This is a genomic window from Microbacterium sp. AZCO (genome assembly GCF_039614715.1).
GTDB lineage: Bacteria > Actinomycetota > Actinomycetes > Actinomycetales > Microbacteriaceae > Microbacterium.
In genome coordinates this window covers 944814-960363 of sequence record NZ_CP154857.1, presented here as the reverse complement: position 1 = coordinate 960363, position 15550 = coordinate 944814, and the positions used below count along the sequence as shown (strand labels likewise).

At 70.2% G+C, this 15550-nt stretch carries 17 protein-coding genes; 10 read left to right on the top strand and 7 right to left on the bottom strand.

From position 1 onward, the window contains the following. Positions 1 to 9 precede the first annotated feature (9 nt). From AAIB33_RS04465 to AAIB33_RS04455, 3 genes are read right to left on the bottom strand one after another with little or no spacing between them, the layout of a single operon-like run. Entirely contained in the window at positions 10 to 882 is an 873-nt protein-coding gene (locus AAIB33_RS04465) for an N-acetylneuraminate synthase family protein (protein ID WP_345802355.1), read from the bottom strand. Further along, complete coding sequence (locus AAIB33_RS04460) at positions 879 to 2075, bottom strand: acylneuraminate cytidylyltransferase (RefSeq protein WP_345802354.1); 1197 nt, start codon at positions 2073 to 2075, stop codon at positions 879 to 881. Before AAIB33_RS04460 ends, AAIB33_RS04465 begins: the two co-directional genes overlap by 4 nt. Next, positions 2072 to 2977: a hypothetical protein gene (locus AAIB33_RS04455; RefSeq protein WP_345802353.1), complete on the bottom strand. Its 906-nt coding sequence runs from the start codon at positions 2975 to 2977 to the stop codon at positions 2072 to 2074. The genes AAIB33_RS04460 and AAIB33_RS04455 overlap by 4 nt, the downstream gene beginning before the upstream one ends. Before the next feature lie 139 nt (positions 2978 to 3116). Between AAIB33_RS04455 and AAIB33_RS04450 the strand changes: the two genes are divergently transcribed. The 6 genes from AAIB33_RS04450 to AAIB33_RS04425 all read left to right on the top strand — a co-directional run bounded on the left by AAIB33_RS04450 (position 3117) and on the right by AAIB33_RS04425 (position 7757). Next, positions 3117 to 3650: a hypothetical protein gene (locus AAIB33_RS04450; protein WP_345802352.1), complete on the top strand. Its 534-nt coding sequence runs from the start codon at positions 3117 to 3119 to the stop codon at positions 3648 to 3650. Between the two features lie 143 nt (positions 3651 to 3793). Continuing rightward, positions 3794 to 4441 (top strand): hypothetical protein, encoded by a 648-nt coding sequence (locus tag AAIB33_RS04445; RefSeq protein ID WP_345802351.1) that lies wholly within the window; start codon positions 3794 to 3796, stop codon positions 4439 to 4441. Between the two features lie 39 nt (positions 4442 to 4480). Then, complete coding sequence (locus AAIB33_RS04440; RefSeq protein WP_345802350.1) at positions 4481 to 5404, top strand: 5'-3' exonuclease; 924 nt, start codon at positions 4481 to 4483, stop codon at positions 5402 to 5404. Positions 5405 to 5503: 99 nt separating this feature from the next. Then, positions 5504 to 6673, top strand: coding sequence for a sensor histidine kinase (locus AAIB33_RS04435; protein ID WP_345802349.1), 1170 nt, complete (start codon positions 5504 to 5506; stop codon positions 6671 to 6673). Continuing rightward, positions 6670 to 7338, top strand: a complete 669-nt coding sequence (locus tag AAIB33_RS04430) for a response regulator transcription factor (RefSeq protein WP_345802348.1) — start codon at positions 6670 to 6672, stop codon at positions 7336 to 7338. The genes AAIB33_RS04435 and AAIB33_RS04430 overlap by 4 nt, the downstream gene beginning before the upstream one ends. 122 nt (positions 7339 to 7460) lie before the next feature. After that, positions 7461 to 7757 carry a hypothetical protein gene (locus AAIB33_RS04425; RefSeq protein ID WP_345802347.1) on the top strand — a complete coding sequence of 99 codons (297 nt, stop codon included), beginning with the start codon at positions 7461 to 7463 and terminating at the stop codon, positions 7755 to 7757. A 17-nt stretch (positions 7758 to 7774) separates the two neighbouring features. Here the strand turns inward: AAIB33_RS04425 and AAIB33_RS04420 are convergent, their stop codons facing one another. From AAIB33_RS04420 to trpD, 4 genes are all read right to left on the bottom strand, one after another. Next, a complete protein-coding gene (locus AAIB33_RS04420; RefSeq protein WP_345802346.1) occupies positions 7775 to 8287 on the bottom strand; it encodes a ClbS/DfsB family four-helix bundle protein in 513 nt (170 codons plus the stop codon). Then, positions 8284 to 9291 (bottom strand): PHP domain-containing protein, encoded by a 1008-nt coding sequence (locus AAIB33_RS04415; RefSeq protein ID WP_345802345.1) that lies wholly within the window; start codon positions 9289 to 9291, stop codon positions 8284 to 8286. The genes AAIB33_RS04420 and AAIB33_RS04415 overlap by 4 nt, the downstream gene beginning before the upstream one ends. A 26-nt stretch (positions 9292 to 9317) precedes the next feature. Further along, positions 9318 to 9812: an aromatic ring-opening dioxygenase LigA gene (locus tag AAIB33_RS04410; RefSeq protein WP_345802344.1), complete on the bottom strand. Its 495-nt coding sequence runs from the start codon at positions 9810 to 9812 to the stop codon at positions 9318 to 9320. A gap of 100 nt (positions 9813 to 9912) precedes the next feature. Beyond that, positions 9913 to 10971, bottom strand: coding sequence for an anthranilate phosphoribosyltransferase (trpD, locus tag AAIB33_RS04405; RefSeq protein WP_345802343.1), 1059 nt, complete (start codon positions 10969 to 10971; stop codon positions 9913 to 9915). 169 nt (positions 10972 to 11140) lie between these two features. Between trpD and AAIB33_RS04400 the strand changes: the two genes are divergently transcribed. The 4 genes from AAIB33_RS04400 to AAIB33_RS04385 are packed head-to-tail and all read left to right on the top strand — an operon-like array spanning position 11141 to position 15541. After that, entirely contained in the window at positions 11141 to 11788 is a 648-nt protein-coding gene (locus AAIB33_RS04400; protein ID WP_345802342.1) for a heme-copper oxidase subunit III, read from the top strand. Between the two features lie 20 nt (positions 11789 to 11808). Further along, the gene (locus tag AAIB33_RS04395) at positions 11809 to 12609 is read left to right on the top strand and encodes a cytochrome c (protein ID WP_345802341.1); all 801 of its coding nucleotides are present in this window, start codon (positions 11809 to 11811) and stop codon (positions 12607 to 12609) included. A gap of 35 nt (positions 12610 to 12644) precedes the next feature. Continuing rightward, on the top strand, positions 12645 to 13703 hold the full coding sequence (locus AAIB33_RS04390; RefSeq protein ID WP_345802340.1) for a Rieske 2Fe-2S domain-containing protein: 1059 nt from the start codon (positions 12645 to 12647) through the stop codon (positions 13701 to 13703). A gap of 26 nt (positions 13704 to 13729) precedes the next feature. Then, positions 13730 to 15541, top strand: a complete 1812-nt coding sequence (locus tag AAIB33_RS04385; RefSeq protein ID WP_345803378.1) for a ubiquinol-cytochrome c reductase cytochrome b subunit — start codon at positions 13730 to 13732, stop codon at positions 15539 to 15541. Positions 15542 to 15550 lie beyond the last annotated feature (9 nt).

The following is a 15550-nucleotide window of genomic DNA, read 5'->3' as shown; positions in this document are numbered from 1 at the left end:
CGGCTTCCGTCACGCGGGGACGCGGCGCAGCTTCGCCATCGGCGCGAGCTCACCCGGGAAGACGCGCTTCACGCCGTCGCCGAGTGCGGCCTCGATGACGCGGATGTCGCGCACGAGGTGCTGCAGGCCGGTCGGCTCGAGCGAGGCGGCGTGGTCCGAGCCCCACATGGTCCGATCGAGCGTGATGTGGCGCTCGACGGCGACCGCGCCGAGGGCGACGGCGGCGAGCGAGATCTGCAGGCCGCGCTCGTGTCCCGAGTAACCGACCGGCACGCCCGGGTAGCGGTCGCGCAGCGCCGGGATGACGCGGAGGTTCGCCTCCTCCGGCTCCATCGGATACGTCGACGTCGCGTGCATGAGCACGAGCCTGTCGGTGCCGAGCACATCGATGGCGGCGTCGATCTGGTCGACGGTCGACATGCCCGTCGAGAGGATGATCGGCTTGCCGGTGTCGCGGAGCGCCTTGAGCAGCTCGACGTCGGTGACCGACGCCGACGCGACCTTGTGCGCGACGACCCCGAGGTCCTCGAGGAAGGCGACGCTCGGCACGTCCCACGGCGACGCGAACCACTCGAGCCCCCGCAGGAGGGCGTGGTCGGAGATCTCGATGTACTCGTCGCGGCCGAACTCGACCCGGCGGCGGTAGTCGAGGTATGTCATCGTGCCCCACGGCGTCTCGCGCAGCGTGTCGCGCATGTGCTCGGGGGTCGCGATCTCGGGCGTGCGCTTCTGGAACTTCACCGCGTCCGCGCCCGCATCGGCCGCGACATCGATGAGCCGCTTGGCGAGCTCGACGTCTCCGTTGTGGTTCAGGCCGATCTCGGCGATGACGTAGGCGGGGCGACCGCCTCCGACGACACGGGTTCCGATCGTGACGGTCATCGGATGCTCCTCTTCTCTTGGCTGGGGGTGTTCTCGGGTGCTGTCTCCCGAGCGAGCAGGACACGGTCCGCGAGGGCCCGGACGGCGCCGTCGCCACCCGGCCGGTCCACGACCGCGCGCGCCGCGGCGAGCACGAGCGGATGCGCATCGGGCACCGCGACGGGCCAGCCGACGAGCTCGAGGCACGCGAGATCGTTGACGTCGTTGCCGAGATACGCGATGCGGGAGAGGGGGATGCAGGATGCCTCGGCCCACGCGCGCAGCGCGGCGGCCTTCTCGTCCACCCCCTGCAGCACCTCGACACGCAGCTTGCGGGCGCGCGCCGAGACGACCGGGTTCGTCTCGGTGGAGAGGATCAGCACCGGGATGCCGGCCTTCCGCAGCAGCGCGACACCCATGCCGTCCGAGCGGCTGACGCGCACGGCCTCGCGCCCGGCGTCGTCCACCGTGACGGTGTCGTCGGTGTGCACGCCGTCGAAGTCGGTGACGACCGCGTCGACGTCGATCGGCTCCGGCGCGTCGAGCAGCGGCGCGAGGGCACGGGCCTGCTCGAGCTCGGAGAGCGTGTCGATCTCGAGCGCCGTGCGGTCGGGGACCTCGACGATCCCCACGCGGCCGAAGAAGCGGTGCTTCGCGGCGCGGAAGCCGTCCACGGCGAAGACGTAGAAGGCGCCCGTCTCGAGGTAGTGCGGCTCGCGGTCCTGGCGGCGGGGGCGGTGCGCGGCATCGTGGTTGATGGCGACGGCGCGGGTGGCGGCATCCCGTCTCCAGAGGAAGCCGTACGTCTCCACGGCGGAGAACACGCTGTCGTAGACGCCGTCGCGCACGAGGCGCACCCCCTCGGCGAGCGCCGCCGCGTCGACGAAGGGCGACGTCGCCTGCAGGAACGCCACGACGCCCGCATCGAGGCCGCGTGCGGCCAGCGTGTCGAGGGCGTGGACCAGCGCCGTCTCGGAGCTCGCGGTGTCGCCGGACAGGTCGGCGGGACGCTCGACGACCTCGGCACCCCACTCCCGGGCGACCCCCACGATCTCGGCGTCGTCGGTCGAGACGACGATGCGGTCGATCCCGCTGCGACGCGCGGAGGCGACCGCCCGCGCGACGAGCGGCACGCCGCCCACGTGGCGCAGGTTCTTGCGCGGCACGCCCTTCGACCCGCCGCGCGCCGGAATGATCGCCACGATCTCGCTCACGACGCCACTCCTCTTCGTTCGCGGCCGGGCGTCGAGCGGATGACCGATCCGGTCTCCTCGAGCACAAGGGGCAGCGTCGTGGCGGTGCTCGACGGCAGCGTGAAGATCTCGAGCGGCCGCGTCGCTCCCGCGAGCACGAGCTCCGCGGGCAGTCGCGCGGGCGAGATCGTCAGATCCGGGATGCCTCGCACGGCCGCCAGCTGCGACTCGGGCTCGCGTCGGTGCGGCAGGTACGTGGCGGGGCCGCCCTCAGCGACAGCGGCCACCCAGTCGAGGTAGTCGGCGAGCGGCATCTGCCCGTCGACCGGCCTCGCACTACCCATGACGACGCGGGGGCCGAGGTCGGGCCGATCCGGGGCGGTCGCCCTCGTCCAGTCGAAGCGATGGGTCCGGACTCCGACGCCGAGGTCGGCGAGGCCGCCGCACTCGGGAACGTCGAACGCCGTGAACAGCTCGACCCGGCCCGTGCGTGCCCGGCGCAGCGTGCGCTCGATCGCGATCGGGGCGAGGAGCGTCGTGACCCGGCCCTCGTCGACGCCCGGACGCGCGTACGGACCGACGCCGCGCAGCGCGCGGGCGAAGGCGAGCGTGTTGGCGCCGTCGTCGAGGAACGTGAGGGACCGCGGCCGCAGCACGCTGACCGCGAGGCGGAACTGGCCGGAGAACCCGTCGCCGACGAGCCAGTGGCCGTGCTGCGAGAGGAGCCTCCAGGGGATGCCGAGGTACGGCTCCGTCGCGCCGAAGAGCGCGCCGCGCGCGATCAGCTCATCGGCCGTCTCCGACATCTGGGTCGTGAGACGACCGGCGACGGGAACGGCGCGATCGTGGGCGGCGGCCCATTCGGCCGCGCCGACGAGCTGGAGGGGAGACTCCACCCACGCCAGCACCGCATCCCGACTCATCTCCCCCACGGTGGGGCGGCCGGGTGACGGCCGGACGGACGGGAGGCATCTCGCACTCGACCCGCAGGTGAACGATGCGTGCACGCATCGGCTGTGGATAACGCGGCGCCCCTCCAGCCGTCCCGGTTACCGTGGTCGCGTGAAGTCTCGTCTCGTCGCGATCGCCGCGGTCCTTGCGATCGTGGGTCTCACGACGAGTGGATGCCTCCCCCAGCCCGATGCCGAACCCACGCCGTCTTCGGGCTTCTCGTCCGAGAAGGAGGCGTTCGCGGCGGCCGAGGGAACGTATCGCGCATATGTGGACGCACTGAATGGCGTTGATCTGAGCGATCCGAAGACGTTCGAGGACGTGTATGCCTGGACGACGGGCGACTTAAACGCGACCGATAGGAAGACATTTAGCCAGATGCACGCCGACGGATGGGTCGTCGGCGGCGAATCACGCATCTCTCGTATCGATCAGGAGAGCGCCTCACCGGAATTGGACCAGGTGGAAATCGCCGCCTGCGTGGACGTTTCCACGGTCACCCTTATCGATGCTGACGGCGTTTCGAAGGTCAGCGATGATCGTCCAGCCACGCAATCGACGCGTGTGACGTTGGTGAAAGCGGAATCACCAACGGGTTTCCTCGTAGCCGATTCGCAGGGCGCCGAACTGGACCCACCTTGCTAGCGATCCCAGCGACGACGCTTCTCCTGGCTCTCGTGTTTTCGGGTGGTCCGGGCTACTCGTTCGACCGTTGTGGCGCAGGGGGCCTTTGGGGGTCGGACTGTGACGCCAACAATTCCGGGACGCAAGTCGACGTCAGTGGTTCGATGCGCATACCGGGCGACTCCAACAACTCGAAGAACGCCATCGGCGGCGCCCGCGGGAACAACCGCGTAGACGCGACGCCCGGCACGGTCACCGACCCCGAACCACCACCCGCCTGCGACGCGAGCATCGGATGCCGCGGCAACTACACGGTGAGCGTCCTCCCCACCGTCACGCTCGACGACCTCGCGTCCTTCCGACCCGCCGCACCGTCCCTGACGGGTGAGCCGGCCGGGTTCGGCGTCGTCGGCATGCCGGCGAACCTCGTGGCGGCGGCATCCACTCAGCAGATCGCGGGTCGCCTGTTCGACTTCGATGTCGTCGTGCGGTTCACTCCGGTCGCGTTCGACTTCCAGTACGGCGACGGCACGACATCTCGCAGCACGACGGGCGGGGCATCCTGGTCCGGGCTCGGCCAGGCTCAGTTCACCCCCACGGCGACGAGCCACGTCTATCGCGACCGCGGCACCTATCCCGTGAGCGTGACCGTCCGCTACGCGGCCGCCGTGGACTTCGGCAGCGGCAGCTGGCGCCCCGTGGCGGGCTTCGTCTCGGCCACGACGGGCGGCTACGACATCCGTGTGGTCGAGGTCAAGACCGCCCTCGTTGCCCATTCCTGCGACGAGACCCCGTCCGGCCCCGGCTGCTGACCGCCGCGGCGCGTCGGCGGCCCATGACAGGATGAGCGCATGCCCGACCGCCTCATGCTCCTCGACTCGGCGTCGCTCTACTTCCGCGCGTTCTATGGCGTGCCCGACACGGTCAAGGCGCCGGACGGAACCCCCGTCAACGCCGTCCGCGGCTTCCTCGACATCATCACGAAGCTCGTGACCCTCTATCGTCCGACGCATCTCGTCGCGTGCTGGGACGACGACTGGCGTCCGCAGTGGCGGGTCGACCTCATCCCCACGTACAAGACGCATCGCGTCGCCGAGGTCGTAGAGGTCGGACCCGACATCGAGGTCGTGCCGGATCCGCTCGAGGTGCAGGTGCCGATCATCCGCGAGACGCTCGGCGCGGTCGGCATCCCGATCATCGGCGCTCCCGAGCACGAGGCCGACGATGTCATCGGCACGCTCGCGACGACGGCGACGCTCCCGGTCGACATCGTGACCGGCGACCGCGATCTCTTCCAGCTGGTCGACGACAGCCGCGACGTGCGCGTCGTCTACACGGCCCGCGGCATGAGCAACCTCGAGATCGTCACCGACCAGACCGTGGTCACGAAGTACGGTGTCCTGCCCAGCCAGTACGCCGACTTCGCGACGCTGCGCGGCGACTCCTCCGACGGCCTGCCGGGCGTGGCGGGCATCGGCGAGAAGTCCGCCGCGACGCTGCTCGCGGCGCACGGCGACCTGGCGGGCATCGTGGCCGCCGCCGAGGCTCGCCAGGGCATGACCGCCGGCGTCGCGACGAAGATCACGACCGCGCTCCCCTACCTCGCCGTCGCGCCCACGGTCGTCGCGGTCGTGAAGGACCTCGACCTCCCCCGGGTCGACACCCGCCTGCGCCCGCTGTCGCCCGAGGCCAAGGCGGACGCGGCAGCGCTCGCGGAGCGCTGGGCCCTCGGCGCCGCCATGAACCGCATCGTCGACGCCCTCGACACCGTGTGACCTCGCCAGGGGAACCAACCCGTGTACTCCCGCGGGAGTACCCCGGCCCCCTTCGATGGGCAGACGAAGCGCTCAGCCGCCCGGCGTAGCATCGAGCGCATGCCGGCAGACGCGTGGGACGAGGACTGGCCGCGCTTCCGCCCACCGCCCGGCGTGACCCTGTGGGTCCCGGTCGTCGTCGCGCTCGTCGTGCAGGTGCCCGCGACGATCGCCGTGTCGGTGTGGCAGCACGTTCCGGCGCCGTCGGCGCTGTTGAGCATCGCGCTCGCGGCATCCTCGGCGCTCGCGCTCATCGGCGCGCGGCGCTGGCCCGGCGTCACCGTCGCCCTCGTGGCGGCGCTGACGACGCTCGACCTGTTCGTCCCGCCCGACGTCGGTCCCGTGTTCGTCGCCCTCGCGTTCGCGATCATCGGCGCCGTCGTGCGCGGAGCGCGGCTGTGGGCGCTCATCTCGGTGGGCGTCGGATGGCTCGTCGCCGTCACCGCGAGCGGGATGCTCGGCGTCGCGTGGCATCCCTTCCGCATCGCCGTCGCGACGCTCGGCCTCGGCATCTTCTTCGCGATGGGCGAAGGCATCCGCGCCCGGCTGCAGCACGGCGCCGAGCGCCGGCGGCAGCTCGCGGAGCGGCAGCGCACGCTCGAGCAGGACGAGCGCACGCGCATCGCCCGCGAGCTCCACGATGTCCTCGCGCATTCGCTCAGCCAGATCTCGGTGCAGTCCGGCATGGGCCTGCACCTCTTCGACCGGGAGCCCGAGCGCGCCCGCGAGGCTCTCGCCAACATCCGCAGCCTCAGCGCGACGGGGCTCGACGAGGTGCGCGGGGTCCTCTCCTTCCTGCGCGGCGCCGATTCCGGGTCCCCCGCCACCGCGCCGCTGACGCCGCAGCCGCAGCTCGCCGAACTGCCGCGACTCGTCGCCCAGCGCACGGGGCTGGGCCTCGTCGTCGAGCTCGACGACCGGCTGGGCGCCGAGACACCGGCCGGCGCCGTGCAGACGACGGCGTACCGCATCGTGCAGGAGGCCCTCACCAACGTCGTGCGCCACTCCGCGGCATCCATCGCCACCGTCACGCTCGAGCGGGTCGGCGGCGAGCTCGTCGTGCGCATCGCCGACGACGGCGCGGGCACCGGCGCCGACGCGACCGAGGGCGGCGGCATCCGCGGCATGCGCGAGCGCGCGTCCCTCGCCGGCGGCACGCTCGAGGTGCGCGCGGGCGAGCGCTCCGGCACCGTCGTCACGGCGCGGCTCCCCTGGCGAGGCGTCTCGTGATCCGCGTCGCGCTCGCCGACGACCACCAGCTCGTCCGCGCAGGGTTCCGCGCCCTGCTCGACTCGGAGCCCGATATCGAGGTCGTCGCCGAGGCGTCCGGCGGGCAGGAGCTGCTCGCCATCATCCGCCGCACGCCCGTCGACGTCGCGCTGCTCGACATCCGCATGCCCGACGGCGACGGACTCTGGACGACGGAGGAGATCGCCCGCGACCCCGCGCTGGCTGGGGTGAAGGTCGTCATCGTCACGACGTTCGAGCTCGACGAGTACGTCGCCCGGGCGATCCGCGCGGGCGCGAGCGGATTCCTCGTGAAGGACACCGAGCCCGTCGACCTCATCCGCGCCGTCCGCGTCGTGGCGGCCGGCGACGCGCTCCTCTCTCCCGGCATCACGCGGCGCCTTCTCGAGCGGGCGGCCGATGGACTGAGGGATGCCGCGGACCCGGCCGTCCTCGGCGACCTGACGGAGCGCGAGGCCGAGGTGCTCCGGCTCGTCGGCCAGGGGCTGACGAACGAGGAGATCGCGGAGCGCCTCTTCATCTCGCCGCTCACGGCGAAGACGCACGTCTCGCGGGTCATGCAGAAGCTCCACGCGCGCGACCGCGTGCAGCTCGTCGTGCTCGCCTACGAGAACGGCCTCGTCCGCCCGGGCTGGAACGCGGGCTGAGCTACTCCCCCGGGAGCAGCGCGATCCACTCCGCCCGGCGGATTCGCGGAGAAGGCCGCACGGCTTGACTCGGAACGTCCGATCGCCGGCGCCGCCGGCATCCCGAACCCGAGAGGTCTGAAATGTCCGCAACGCTCGCCGCCGCCACGGTGGCCACCCACTTCGTCGGCCCGTGGGGCTTCGGCTGGTGGTTCCTGTTCATCCCGCTGTTCTGGATCCTCTTCTTCGTGCTGCTCTTCGCGATCTTCGGCCGCCGCTGGCGCCGCGCGGCGGAGGAGAACGGCTACGGTCCCCGCGGCCGTTTCAACCCGTCCCGCCAGGCCGAGGCCACGCTCGCCGAGCGCTTCGCGAAGGGCGACATCGACGAGGTCGAGTACCGCGCCCGTCTCGAGGTGATCCGGGCGAACGCCGCCGGCTGACCGCGCCGAGTCGGGGGCTACGGATGCTGCGTGTCGGGCAGTCCGGCGGTGATCGTGGTGCGCGCCCAGGCGTAGTGGTTGCCCCCGCACTCGAGTCCGAACTCGCCGAGGCGCAGCCCGCGGGTCCAGGGGTAGACGTCGGCGTCGAAGAGCTCTTCGTCGGAGTGCGCCGCAAGGAGACGCTGCAATCCGGCATGGGAGAGGTCGAGGCGACGCTCGACGTCGTCGATGACGGCGTCCTGCCACCGGTCGCGGAGCACGACGTTCAACGCGTCGAGCTGCTTCCACGTGTACCCGTCGGCGGGGATCGCGGGCGAGCCTCCGATCATGCCCTCCTCGTACCAGCCCTCCAGGAGCAGGTGCCAGGCGAGGAGGTGCGCGAGCACGTCGCGGACGTTGCGGTCGCGAGTCTCGCCCGCGAAGACCTCGTCGATCCGCCCGCCGTCGCGCATCGCCGCGACGAGCGCCTTGAGCTGCGCGTACTCCTCATCGTTGCGCCGGACGAGCTCGTCTCGCCGATCAGAGGTCATGACGCGTCCACCTTCCGGGTCGCCGTCCACTCTCGCACGCGCGCGAGGGGCCATGTCGTGACGATACGCTCCGGAGGCACGCCGAGTCTCTCCGCCCGCTCGGCGCCGTAGTCGATGAGCGAGAGCTGCCCCGGCGCGTGCGCGTCGGAGTCGATCGAGAAGAGGCAGCCCAGCTCGAGCGCCAGCGTCATGAGCTCGTCGGGCGGGTCCTGGCGCTCGGGCCGGGAGTTGATCTCGACCGCGACGCCGTGTGCCGCGCACGCCTCGAACACGGGTGTCGGCTCGAAGGTCGAGGGCGGCCGCGTGCCGCGCGAGCCCTCGACCAGGCGGCCGGTCACGTGCCCGAGCACGTCGACCCGCGGATCCGAGACCGCCTCGACGAGGCGCCGGGTCATGGGTCGGCGCTCCATGCGCAGCTTGGAATGCGCCGACGCCACGACGACGTCGAGCTGATCGAGCAGCTCGGGCTCCTGATCGAGTCCGCCGTCCTCGAGGATGTCGACCTCGATCGCCCACAGCAGGGTGAAGCCGTCGCCGCTCTCGGCCGCCACGAGATCGCGCTGTGCGCGCAGTCGCTCCGGCGACAGGCCGTTGGCGACGCGCAGACGGGGCGAGTGGTCGGTCAGCGCCAGGTACTCGTGGCCCAGCGCGCGCCCGGCCGCCGCCATCAGCTCGATCGAGGTGAGTCCGTCCGACCACTCGCTGTGGCTGTGCAGGTCTCCTCGCAGCAGGGTGCGCAGCGTCGAGGTCCGCTCGACGCCGGCGCGCTCGCGCAGGTCGACGAGGTACGACGGCACGTCCCCGGCCAGTGCCTCCTGGATGACCGCGAAGGTCGAGTCGCCGACGCCCTTACGGCGGCGGAGGGATGCGGCGTCCCGAAGCTCGTCGTCCGTGAGTCCCGCGATGGCGTCGGCGGCCGCACGGAACGCCTTCGACTTGTACCGCGACGCCCGCTCCCGCTCGAGGAGCGTCGCGATCTCGGTGAGCGCCTCGTGCGGATTCATGCGGTGCGGCAGCGCGCGCTCGCGACTCAGCGGGTCTCGCTGAGCGCGGAGCGCTTCACGACGACGGGCACGCTCGCGAGTCGGTGGATGGCCCAGCCGAACAGGATCGCGATGACGCCCACGCCCACGGCGAAGAGCGCCACGCCGTACGCGACGACCGACGTGAAGAGCGATGCCCGCAGGAACGAGGCCTGCATGACCGTCGCGCGCACCGGGTCGTCCTGGTCGAGCTCGGCGTACGTCTTGCCGCCCGAGGCCTCGAGCGCGTGCTTGTTGATGACGTCGGCCTGCACGTAGGCGGTGAACGGACCCGTCACCTGCTGCCCCTGGAAGGCTGCGGCGTCATCGGGGATCGTGATGTTCTCGGCCGTCAGCTGAGCTGTGACGCCGATCCAGGCGATGATGCCGACGATGATCAGCAGCGCGCCGATCACGATCCCGATGATGCCGGCGGCCTTGACGAGCCCGACCTTCTTCGTCGGCGGCTCGATCGTGTCTGCAGTTGCGCTTGCGTCGCTCATGACATCCTCCTCGGTGCGAGCGGGGGTGCGGTTGGACCACACGCTATCGGCGCTCACCGACACGCGGAAGAACCCACGCGGGAGGTTCACCCACGCGTCATCACGCGAGGGAGCGCGTCACCTCGACCCACTCATCGAGCTTCGCGGCCGCGCGGCCGTCGTCTATCGCCGCCGCAGCGTCGTCGCGGGCCTCGCCGAGCCGCTCGAGGATGGGTCGCTGCACCTGCGTGGAGTCGCGGAAGAGGCGGTACGCCACGATGCCCGCCGCCGCATTGAGCAGCACGATGTCGCGCACGGGGCCCTGCTCGCCGTCCAGCACCCGGCGGACGACCGCGGCGTTGTGGGCGGGATCGCCGCCGAGCAGGTCGTCGATGTCGGCCAGTGGGATCCCGAGGTCGCGCGGGTCGAGGTCGTGCTCGTGCACGTCGCCGCGGCTGACCTCCCACAGACGCGAGTGTCCGGTCGTGGTCAGCTCGTCGAGGCCGTCGTCGCCGCGGAAGACGAGGGCCGTCGCACCGCGCGTCTGGAATACGCCCGTGATGAGCGGGACCCGGTCGAGGTGCGCGACGCCGACGGCGTTCGCCTCGGCACGCGCGGGGTTGCACAGCGGCCCGAGGAAGTTGAAGACGGTCGGCACCCCGAGCTCGGCGCGGGTCGGGCCCGCGTGCCGGAAGCCCGGATGGAAGGCGGACGCGAACGCGAAGGTGATGCCGGCGCGACCCAGGGCCTCCGCGACCGCGTCCGGCGAGAGCGTCAGATCGATGCCGAGCGCCGCGAGCACGTCGCTGGAGCCCGACTTGGAGCTGGCGGCCTTGTTCCCGTGCTTCACGACCGGGACCCCGGATGCCGCGGCGACGATCGCCGACATCGTCGAGACGTTGACGGTCCCGAACCTGTCGCCGCCCGTGCCGACGATGTCGAGCACCTCCGCCTTCACCGGCAGCGGCAGCGCAGCCTCGAGGATGGCGTCGCGGAAGCCGACGATCTCGTCGACCGTCTCCCCCTTGGCGGACAGCGCCACGAGGAACCCGCCGAGCTGCGACGGCGTCGCCTCACCGGCCATGATCTTCCGCATCGCCCAGGTCGACTCCGACACGCTCAGGTCGCGATCGTCCAGGAGTGCCGTGAGGATCTCGGGCCACGAGTAGAGCTCCGCCATAAGGCAAGAGCCTAGCCGGGTGGATGCCGCCGCCCCCGCGCCGTGACGCGGGGGCCGCGGCATCCGCTCCTCACGGCGACTTCCCGGCGTTCTCTTAGGCACGCCTAAGTTCCATCGAGGCCAAATCGATGCCTCCGGGTGGGAAACTCCCGCTCCGGATTCAGCCATAATGGGGAGCGTGACGACCACCACGCCAGCGACCTACTCTCAGGCCATGCGGTCCGTCAAGCGGCCGGATCCGGTCGCCGTCGGAACCATCGTTTGGCTCGGCAGCGAGGTGATGTTCTTCGCGGGCCTGTTCGCGATCTACTTCACCCTCCGCAGCACCTCCCCCGAACTCTGGGCGGAGGAGACGGCCGTTCTCAACGTGCCGTATGCGACGGTGAACACGATCATCCTGGTGCTGTCGTCGGTGACGTGCCAGATGGGCGTGTTCGCGGCGGAGCGCTTCCAGTCGTACCGCACGGGCGGGTTCTGGAACGTGCGCAAGTGGGGCATGGTCGAGTGGTTCTACCTCACCTTCATCATGGGCGCGATCTTCGTGTCCGGTCAGGTGTGGGAGTACTCCCAGCTGGTCGCCGAGGGTCTGCCGATCGACTCGAACGCGTACGCGTCGGCCTTCTACCTCACCACCGGCTTCCACGCCCTTCACGTGACGGGCGGCCTCATCGCCTTCCTCCTCGTGATCGGCCGTGCGTACGCCGTCAAGAACTTCGGTCGCAAGGAGATGACGACCTCGATCGTCGTCTCGTACTACTGGCACTTCGTGGATGTCGTCTGGATCGCGCTGTTCCTCGTCATCTACTTCCTGAAATAGAAGCGGAGCTGTATCCCGACATGGCACGAGAGACCAAGCGCCGCAGCAACGGACGTCGCAGCCCCTGGGCAGCCGCCGCCCTCATCGGCATCGGCCTTCTTCTGACCGGAGGCGCCTACGCGGGCGCCTCTGCCGCGATGGCCGCGACCCCCGACACCTCCGTCAAGACCGCCCTCACGGCGGAAGACGGCAAGAAGCTCTTCCAGGCGAACTGCGCCACCTGCCACGGCCTCGACCTGCAGGGCACCGAGTCCGGGCCCTCGCTGTACGGCGTCGGCGAGCTCGCGGTCGAGTTCCAGGTGTCGACGGGCCGCATGCCGCTGCAGGCGCAGGCGCCGCAGGCGCCCCAGAAGCCCGTCCAGTTCACGGAGGACCAGATCCGCGCGATCGCGTCCTACGTGCAGGAGACCTCGCCCGGCCCGACCTACCCCGAGGACAAGATCATCGACGGGCAGGGCGATGTCGCACGCGGCGCGGAGCTGTTCCGCATCAACTGCGCCATGTGCCACAACGTCGCCGGCGCCGGCGGCGCACTGACCGAGGGCAAGTACGCCCCCGCCCTCACCGAGACGAGCGCGCTGCACATGTACGCCGCGATGGTCACCGGTCCGCAGAACATGCCCGTCTTCAGCGACATGAACCTGTCGACCGAGGACAAGCGCGACATCATCTCCTCGCTGCTCTTCCAGCAGGACGCCGTGTCGCCCGGCGGCTTCACGCTCGGCTCGCTCGGCCCCGTCTCCGAGGGCCTGTTCATCTGGATCTTCGGCATCGGCACGCTGATCGCGATCACCGTGTGGATCACCGCGAAGTCCAACTGACGTTTCACTGACGAAAGCACGCAAAGAGGAGCAGCATGGCACACGAGGACGACCCGCTCGAGCACGAGAGGGCTTCCTGGAAGCCCTCGTCCGGGCTCGCGGTCGAGCTCCGCGACCCGGTGCAGAACCCCGGGCTGCCGCCGCACCGCGAGCGCGTGACCGACGAGGACCCCGCCGCCATGAAGCGGGCGGTCCGCACGGTCTACACGCTCTTCTATCTCTCGGTCGCCGCGAGCATCTGGGCGATCGCCGCCTACATGCTCTTCCCGATCGAGGACGGCTCGCTCCTGAGCGTCCGCCAGAACAACCTGTTCGTCGGCCTCGGCATCGCGCTCGCGCTCCTCGCGATCGGCATCGCCGCGATCCACTGGTCCAAGGCGATCATGTCCGACAAGGAGTTCATCGAGCCGCGCCACGCGACGCGCGGTCGTGACACGACCCGGGCCGCTGCCGTCAAGGCGTTCGAGGACGCGAACGAGGAGTCCGGCTTCGGCCGTCGCGCGATGGTCCGCAACTCGCTCATCGCGGCGCTCGTGGCCTCGGTGCTCCCCGGCATCACGCTCTTCCGCGGACTCGCTCCGCAGGACGTGGACCCCGTCGAAGAGCTCAGCCACACCATGTGGAAGAAGGGCATGCGCCTGGCGCGCGACCCCGAGGGCGTTCCCATCCGCGCGTCCGAGGTCACGCTGGGCTCCGCCTTCCACGTGATCCCCGAAGCCCTCGCCGACCTCGACCACTCCGAGGGCTACCTCGAGGCGAAGGCCAAGGCCATCGTCCTGCTCATGCGCCTGCTCCCCGACCAGCTGGTGCCGGGCGAGAACAAGATGGACTGGACGTACGACGGCATCGTCGCCTACTCGAAGGTCTGCACCCACGTCGGCTGCCCCGTCGCCCTGTACGAGCAGCAGACCCACCACCTGCTCTGCCCGTGCCACCAGTCGCAGTTCGACGTGTCCCGCGGTGCCGCGGTCATCTTCGGCCCCGCCGCCCGTCCGCTGCCGCAGCTGCCGATCACGGTCGACGACGAGGGCTACCTCGTCGCGCAGAGCGACTTCCACGAACCCGTCGGCCCGAGCTTCTGGGAGCGCCATTGAGTACCACGACTCACCCCACCGAGAACGTGACGCTCGAGCCCGCGGTCACCGACGCTCCCGCGTCCACGCGTGACAAGCCGCTCGGCGGACGCTTCGTCGGCGCCACCGCCAACTACATCGACGAGCGCACGAGCCTCTCCGGCTTCGTGAAGGAGCTCGGCCGCAAGATCTTCCCCGATCACTGGTCGTTCATGCTCGGCGAGATCGCGCTGTGGAGCTTCGTCGTCGTGCTGCTGTCTGGCACGTTCCTGACGTTCTTCTTCCAGGCCTCGATGGTGCCCACGCACTACAACGGCGCCTACCTCCCGATGCGGGGCGTCGAGATGTCGGCCGCGCTCGACTCGACCCTCCGCCTGTCGTTCGACATCCGCGGCGGCCTGCTCGTCCGTCAGATCCACCACTGGGCGGCCCTGACGTTCGTCGCCGGCATCGGCGTGCACATGCTCCGCGTGTTCTTCACGGGCGCGTTCCGCAAGCCCCGCGAGCTCAACTGGGTCATCGGCTTCGTCCTGTTCATCCTCGCGATGGGCGAGGGCTTCACGGGCTACTCGCTCCCCGACGACCTGCTCTCGGGCAACGGCCTCCGCATCATCGACGGCCTCATCAAGGGCATCCCGCTGATCGGCACCTGGACCTCGTTCCTCCTCTTCGGCGGCGAGTTCCCGGGCAACCAGATCGTGGGCCGCCTGTACACGCTGCACATCCTGCTGCTGCCGGCGATCCTCGTGGGTCTGCTCGTGGTGCACCTCATGCTGATGGTCATCAACAAGCACACGCAGTTCTCGGGCCCGGCCCGCACGAACAGCAACGTCGTGGGCTACCCGATGATGCCCGTCTACATGACGAAGATGGGCGGGTTCTTCTTCCTGACCTTCGGCGTCATCGTGCTCATCGCGTCGCTGTTCACGATCAACCCGATCTGGAACTACGGCCCGTACGACCCGTCCCCCGTCTCGGCAGGCACGCAGCCCGACTGGTACATCGGCTTCGCCGACGGCATGCTGCGTCTCATCCCGCCGGGCTGGGAGATCGTGTTCCTCGACCACACATGGTCGTTCAACATCATCGTTCCGCTCGTCGTCATCGGGATCTTCATCGTCCTGGTCGTGATCTACCCCTTCATCGAAGCCTGGGTCACTGGCGACAAGCGCGAGCACCACATCGCCCAGCGCCCGCGCAATGCCGCGACGCGCACGGCGATCGGTGCGGCAGGCGTCGTGTTCTACGCGGTCATGTGGGCGGCGGCGTCGTCCGACATCATCGCGACGCACTTCAAGCTCACGATGGAAGGTGTCATCCACACCCTCCAGGCGCTGCTCATCGTCGGGCCGATCATCGCCTACTTCGTCGCGAAGCGCATGTGCCTCGCGCTGCAGAAGAAGGACCGCGAGATCCTGCTCCACGGCTACGAGTCCGGTCGCATCGTCCGCCTGCCCGGCGGCGAGTACATCGAGGTGCACCAGCCGGTCGACGAGTACGACCGCTGGAAGCTCGTCGAGAGCGACGGCTACGAGCCGCTCGTCGTGCGACCCAACTCGCGTGGACGCATCCCGTGGCACGAGAACCTGCGCGCGTCGATCTCGCGCTGGTTCTTCGAGGACCGTCTCACGCCCCTCACCCACACCGAGCTGGAAGCCGCCTCCGCGCACCAGCACCACGAGCTCGAGCACATCTCCGTCGAGGAGGATGCCGAGATCCAGGGTGCCCACGAGCGCGCCGGCGTGCCCGACGCCCCGCACACCCCGATCGACGACGGACGCCACGGCGAGGTCCCGGTTCGTCCTTCGAACGTCATCATCCCCGATGACGAGGCCGACGGGACAAGCACGAAGAAGTAGCGATTCGAC